The sequence below is a fragment of the Albidovulum sp. genome (assembly GCF_049646345.1).
Taxonomy (GTDB): Bacteria; Pseudomonadota; Alphaproteobacteria; order Rhodobacterales; family Rhodobacteraceae; genus Albidovulum.
This window is the reverse complement of record NZ_JBARVQ010000335.1, coordinates 1-2,285: the sequence shown is the minus strand read 5'-3', so window position 1 is coordinate 2,285 and position 2,285 is coordinate 1. Positions and strand designations below refer to the sequence as shown.

Genomic DNA, 2,285 nt, shown 5'->3' with positions numbered 1-2,285 from the left:
GTATTGGGTCGGCCCGCTCATTTACTCATCCCTTCCGATCCCCCCTTTCATCCCGAAATTAAGGAGACGTTCATGTCCGAACTGCTGACCATCCCCGGTATTGGGCTATCCACCAAGAGCGCCCTTGAGGCTATGGGGATCCACACGAAGACTGATCTCGTTCATGCCAGCATTCAGGATCTGACTACGATCCGTGGTGTCACCGTGACGAGGGCAGAGGACTTTATCAAAGCTGCGCAAAGTAAGACGACCGCGCCGTCCTCCCAAAGCAAGAAAACAAAGGTGCCTGGGGATGTGCCGACCAATGTGATCAAGTTGGTGCCAAAGAAGCCCAAGGCGGATGCAAAAGCTGCGCTCAAGGCAGCCAAGCGCATGAAAAAGAAGGCGAAGGCCAAACTAAAGACCGCCACTGTAAAGCTTGATGAGGCGGTTAAGGCGTTAAAAAAATATAAGAAAGCTGCTCTGAAGGACAAGAAAAAGGAAATCAGGAAAAGCAAAGCAGCCAAGTAGTTGGCAGAAACGTTCAAAGCAAAGGCTATCACGCGAGTAAGGACGGGCCGGAGCTTTGTAACAGTTCCAACCGGAGGCGATACGTTCCTTCGGGCGATATCTGGTACTGCCTGCCAAACCCGGTCACGATGGATTGGAACAGGGCAGGGAGACGCAATTGATTCCCGTGATTGAAACCGAACGGCTGATCCTCAGGGGTATGGTGAAGGCGGATTTCCCCGTCTTTGCCGCGATCTGGCAAGAGCCGGACGTGGTGCGCTTCATCGGCAACAAGCCGCGCCCGCTGGCCGAAAGCTGGAATGTCTTTCTGAAGGTCGCCGGGAACTGGGCGATCGAGGGGTTCGGCCAATGGGCGATCACACGGCGCGCGGATGGGGCCTTTCTGGGTCAGACCGGGTTTTTCACCGGCATGCGCGGGATCGGTGACGATTTCGATGCGGCCCCCGAGGCCGGATGGGTTCTGACCGCTTCCGCCCATGGCAGGGGGTATGGGCGCGAGGCGGTTACCGCCGCGCATCGCTGGTTTGATGTGCAACCTTTCGGCGGGGTCAGCCATGCGATGATCGAGGATGGGCATGATGCCTCTTTCGCGATTGCCCGCGCGCTTGGTTACCAAGTGATGCGCGAGAGTGTGGATCTGGGTGACAAGGTGATGCTTCTGCGGCGTGACAGTCGCGGCTGACGCGCCATCACGTCTGCGTGCGGGGCGTTGCGTTCTGCTGGTACTTTGCGATTCTGGTCCAAGTCACCGATTGCACGAGGGACGGGAATGGGCAGACAGGTTCTGGCGCTGGCAGGCGCGGTTCTCATCGTATACGCACTCGCCCGGTTGGGCCTGCCCGAAAGATTGGGCGCGCATCCGTTCTGGGCCGTCAAGATCGGCTGGATCGGCGGCGCGATCGGTGCGGGGCTGGTGCTGGCCTTGCTATTGGTTCGGACAAAAATCACCTTAAGGTTGATTATTGGCGCGATCGGCGTGGCGGCGGGCTTTGCTGTGGCAAAGATCGGCGCGGCACGGTTCGCGGCCTCCTACGCGGAAGATGCGCTTGCAGGCCGGTTCTGGTTTATTGGCTGGATTTGTGTTGCGGCGGCACTGGTGATCGTGCTCCAGGCATTGGCGGCGGGGCGCCGTTAAGGCGGTCTTGACGCTATTTTGTCAAAACGGTCGGAATCGCCTTTGGGTTTAGCGCAAACAGACCTAACATCAAGAGAAGGGCAGCGCCCCGGATACGGGGTGACTGCCCACCCGGCACGGCGGGAATTTCTGTGCAAGATCAACATGGAGGCACCAGATGATAATCTATCCGACGATCGAGATTCAGAATGGCCGCTGCGTGAGCCTGCATCGCGGCAGGCTTGAGGAGCCGTCGATCTGGCATGTCGATCCGGTCGCGACGGCGCAGGACTTTGCCCATGCGGGCGCGGAATGGATGCATGTCACCGACTTCGATGCGATGTCCGGCAGCGACGAGAACCACGATCTTGTGCTGAAGATCATCCGCGATGCGGGCATTCCGGTGCAGCTTGGCGGCGGGTTTCGCACCCGTGACCGGATCGAGGAATGGATCGACCACGGGGCGGGCCGGATCGTGGTGTCGACGCTCGCCGCGCAGAACCCGCATCTGGTCAAGGATATCGCCCATCACCATCCTGACCAGATCGTCCTGTCGGTCGATGTCTGGAAGGGCCATGTGCTGACCCATGGCTGGAAAACCGAAAGCTCCTACACGCCCGAAGCCTTTATCGACGCGTTCGAAGGCACGCCGTTCGCCGCC

4 protein-coding genes are annotated in these 2,285 nt (G+C 59.1%); all 4 read left to right on the top strand.

The features are described 5' to 3' along the window. The first annotated feature begins 72 nt into the window (after positions 1-72). Entirely contained in the window at positions 73-510 is a 438-nt protein-coding gene (locus WBB85_RS08410; protein ID WP_432638171.1) for a helix-hairpin-helix domain-containing protein, read from the top strand. Between the two features lie 166 nt (positions 511-676). Beyond that, positions 677-1,192 carry a GNAT family N-acetyltransferase gene (locus WBB85_RS08405; protein ID WP_432638172.1) on the top strand — a complete coding sequence of 172 codons (516 nt, stop codon included), beginning with the start codon at positions 677-679 and terminating at the stop codon, positions 1,190-1,192. Between the two features lie 87 nt (positions 1,193-1,279). Continuing rightward, entirely contained in the window at positions 1,280-1,645 is a 366-nt protein-coding gene (locus WBB85_RS08400; protein ID WP_432638170.1) for a hypothetical protein, read from the top strand. 157 nt (positions 1,646-1,802) lie between these two features. Continuing rightward, a partial coding sequence (locus WBB85_RS08395; protein ID WP_432638169.1) for a HisA/HisF-related TIM barrel protein occupies positions 1,803-2,285 on the top strand: 483 nt, incomplete at its 3' end.

What these genes read in the sequence shown, in the direction of transcription:
- WBB85_RS08410 (WP_432638171.1), top strand. Translation starts at nt 73, where the DNA reads ATGTCCGAACTGCTGACCATCCCCGGTATTGGGCTATCCACCAAGAGC.
- WBB85_RS08400 (WP_432638170.1), top strand. Translation starts at nt 1,280, where the DNA reads ATGGGCAGACAGGTTCTGGCGCTGGCAGGCGCGGTTCTCATCGTATAC.